Here is a 3,923-nt window from a genome sequence, read left to right on the forward strand (position 1 = left end):
AAGGTTGCAAAAGGCTGGTGTAAAGCATTTTGGCATTCACACACAATTTGGTTGTCATAAGCGCGATCCAGAACATTTTGGTAAGAGTGCATACCCCATTTTTGAATTCATCGTTGAATTATATGAGAAAACAGGGATCGTGATTGAGTTTGTTAATTTAGCTGGAGGCATTGGTATACCATATCATGAATATGATGAACCCACTGACATTGAAGCAATCAGCCAACACATAAAAACCGCTTATGACAATACAATCGGTAAGAGTAACCTCCCTCCGGTTTCTCTTTTTACTGAACTCGGAATTAGTATGACCGGCCCATATGGCTATTTTGTATCAAAAGTCCTCCATATAAAAAACACTTACAAGACATTCATTGGCTTAGATGCCTCTACTAACAGCTTTATGAGTGCTCTAAGGTATAATAATTATCATAAAATAACAGTACTGGGAAAAGAGAATGCCATTTATGCTAATAGATATGAAGTTACAGGAGCGCTTTGTGAAGACAGAGATCGCTTTGCAACCGATAGGTTTTTACCCGAAATCACTCTTGGAGACATATTGGTATTTCACGATGCAGGTGCTTATGCCTATAGCCACAGCCATAACTTCAATGGCAGATTAAGACCTGCTGAGCTTCTTTTAAAGGGTGATGGTAGATTTAGCTTGATCAGAAGACACGAAACCCCAGAGGACTATTTTTCAACAATGATTTTTGATGAAAGCTAAAATAAGACAAAAAAGCATAAACACGATATCAATGTTTATGCTTTTTTCATTCATAGTCATCAACAACCATTAAGATATGGGTGTTTTCAAAAAACTAAAAAATAGATCGTTTAGATATGCGTCAGTTTCATCAACTCATGAAAATACTCTAGTTCTTGTGTTTTAAATAGGTTATACCACGCCTCCAAGGTATCTTGAGAGAACACATCCATTGCTTTTAATACATGTTTTGTGAACGCCAAAGGGTCAATACCCGTAGCTGTGATTAGATTTCTATCTGTAACAGCCGTCATCATTTTATAGTTTTTTTCACCTGCATAGTTAGGACAACTAGCTTTCAGATACTCAAGATCATTGCTTGTATGTTCAAACGAGTTTAAGATACCCTTTTGGGCGAGTGCAAAAGTTGCACCACATATGGCGGCTACTAAACCACCTTCATTTAAACACATATTGGCAAGTTTTAAAACCGGTTCATGAATCGGTTCCATCCAAGTATTGCCTCCAGGTAAAATCAAAACCTCATCACCTCTTATGGTGCATTCCTCAATCGTTATATCAGGGATTAATTTCAATCCTCCCATTGTGGTGACCGGTCTTCTTTCATTACCGAGCATCACGATACTTATTGGAGACGTTCCCTTTTTAAAATATCTCCCTGAATTGATTTCTGCTGTTAAATAACCTACTTCCCAATCTGCCATAGTATCAAATACATATAAATACACCTTATTCTTCATCACAAATCCTCCTCTTTTTCATCACAGACTTGAATTAGTATCCAAGTGCCACCCTTATCACCATTATAAAACAGCTTCACTGACATCTATGGTCAGCGAAGCTGCTAAAGTTGATAATGTTCTGTTAAATCTGATAAAACTGAAAGGATTTGTGTCTTTAAATCTTGCGGTTCAATGACTTGAACAGCTTTTCCATATGATAAAAGAAAATAGGGAACGTAGGCATAAAGGGCTTTTTCTTCCAATATAAAAGTTGCTTTATTAACTGTTCGCTCTTTTAAATGATGTCCCAAATACCAATGCCTGCACAAATCATCCAGTGCTTCTGCCCTTCCACTTAAGATTAAAGTAACTAAGGTAGTTTTCTCACCATGTTCAGGCAATAGATTTTGTAAAAAAAATTCTCTTGCCGAAAAATGCTCAGGAAGTGCGAAGGTTCTATCTTTATGCTTAATCCCTAGTATTCGATCTACCCTAAAACTACGGATTTCATTTCTTAATTGACAAAATGCTACGGTAAACCATTTGTTGTTCCAATAAACCAAACCATAGGGTTCAATTACCCTATTCTTAGTGTGTTCATCACGACCTGTACGATAATCAATTTCAACTGAGTACCTTTCTGTTATGGCTTGATCTAGCGCTGACAAAACAATCTGAACATCTGGATTCCCAGCGTGATTTATTACCTCTAAACTGGCCAAATGATGGTTCAAATTATGCTCTTGCTCCTGATTGGAATATAGTTTCAACTTTGAGGTTGCCCTGTCTAAAACTTCATTTAAAGGATAGCCTGCTTCTTTTGCAAAGACGGCAGCATGTAGGAGTGCCTTCTTCTCCTCTAGATCAAATATCAAGGGTGATTTAATAAAATTGTTGAGTAAGCGATACCCGCCATTATGACCAGAGTCGGATATGATGGGTACGCCACTGGCACAGAGGGCATCAATGTATCTATAAACCGTCCTAATATTGATTTCTAATCTATCTGATATTTGCTTTGCCGTTATCTTTGTTCCTGAGTTCAACATCCACAAAATTGCAAGCATATTGTCGTTCTTAGCCATGGTTACTACTCCCTCAACATTGAAATACTACCTTTTTATATCACGGTCTCATATTCTACTTTAGCATTTTCAAGCTTCCAGTCAACTTATTTATTTTTTTCTTAGGGCCATACAAACATATACCCCAATAATTGATTTTATCATTTTTTGCCACTGTGAGCTTTGAAATATAGTCATCGTAATTAATGGATTTTTGAGCGATATCACTAAATCCAATATGAAAGATATCTTCATCATGATCCATAATGACCTTTGTATATAATTTTTTTAAGTCATCAGAAGCCATTGAAAGGATGGGTATAGGGACTTGGGTAATACCAGAATGTTTATTATGATCACCATCTATGATAGAAGGTCCAATTAAGCCTTCTTTTACGCTGGCTAGACTTACACCGAGTGCAGCTGTTGTGTTGGCAATTATGCCAATTGGTAATGTGGGGTCAACGATCATTACACATTTCATTATCTTCTTCCTCCTATTCATGCAAAGTACGAAAATATTATAAAATAAGAAATTGTTATAAATTAAGAAAATATTTTAAACCAAGAAAATATTTTAAACTATAATTTGAGCCTTTAATTACTTTATTTATTTTATAAAAGGTTAATGGGTCTTAATGTTTAATTGTGAAATGTATTTTTTGGGCGTCAAACCTGTTGCCTTCTTAAATTCACGTGTGAAATGTGCTTGATCATAAAAGCCTGCTTTCAGTGCAACTTCAGTAACATTAACAGCTCTTTTCATTAGCTGCTTTGCATAATCTACTTTAAGTTGAAGTTGGTAAGCACTTGGGGTACTATTATATAGTTTTTTAAATCGCCTAATCAAAGTAAACTTATTGATCTTAAACATTGAAGAAAGTTCATCCAGCATTAACTCATCTAGAAAATGTTCTAAAATATAATTTTTAACCCTTTCGACTTCGCCATCAATTTCTCTGGAAACCCTAGTTTTAATAGATGCGATAATCGTATTTAAACAATCAATAATTTCAACCTCTTTGACAAAATTGCTTCTTTCAGTTTTCAACACATCGGCAAGGTTCTTAATCATTTTAAATTCCTTATGACCAAGTTTAGCAATCCCAATTATTAGAGTCTCATCAAGCTGAGATACAAGTTCCTCTTTAAAGGAATCACCAAGGTATATCATTGTAAAAGCCCAATTGTTTATATCTAGGGGCTGACAATTATGGACGACATAAGGCATAATAATGACGGCTTCCCCTTCATTAATTCGATAATCAACATCATCAATATTCAAAATAGAGGTTCCCTTTTCAATAACACCTATTGCAAGTTCTGAATGTAAATGAGGTTTATAGGCATGAGGGTGTGAGTCATTTAACTTCACTTCTAATAAATTATAAAGACTTGCTGTTTTAA

5 protein-coding genes are annotated in these 3,923 nt (G+C 35.4%); 1 reads left to right on the forward strand and 4 read right to left on the reverse strand.

The features are described 5' to 3' along the window. The coding region (locus AC220I_RS19455; protein WP_486725526.1) for a diaminopimelate decarboxylase family protein at positions 1-730 on the forward strand (730 nt) is incomplete at its 5' end. A gap of 110 nt (positions 731-840) precedes the next feature. On the opposite strand, the gene AC220I_RS19460 is transcribed toward AC220I_RS19455, so the two are convergent. The 4 genes from AC220I_RS19460 to AC220I_RS19475 form a co-directional block, all read right to left on the reverse strand. Further along, entirely contained in the window at positions 841-1,470 is a 630-nt protein-coding gene (locus AC220I_RS19460) for a type 1 glutamine amidotransferase family protein (RefSeq protein ID WP_486725527.1), read from the reverse strand. 104 nt (positions 1,471-1,574) lie between these two features. Beyond that, positions 1,575-2,537, reverse strand: a complete 963-nt coding sequence (locus tag AC220I_RS19465; protein WP_486725528.1) for a helix-turn-helix transcriptional regulator — start codon at positions 2,535-2,537, stop codon at positions 1,575-1,577. Positions 2,538-2,592: 55 nt separating this feature from the next. Continuing rightward, positions 2,593-3,000 carry a DUF2000 domain-containing protein gene (locus tag AC220I_RS19470; RefSeq protein ID WP_486725529.1) on the reverse strand — a complete coding sequence of 136 codons (408 nt, stop codon included), beginning with the start codon at positions 2,998-3,000 and terminating at the stop codon, positions 2,593-2,595. A gap of 141 nt (positions 3,001-3,141) precedes the next feature. After that, on the reverse strand, positions 3,142-3,923 hold a 782-nt coding region (locus tag AC220I_RS19475; RefSeq protein ID WP_486725530.1), incomplete at its 5' end, for an AraC family transcriptional regulator.

This window comes from Fusibacter sp. (genome assembly GCF_057447755.1).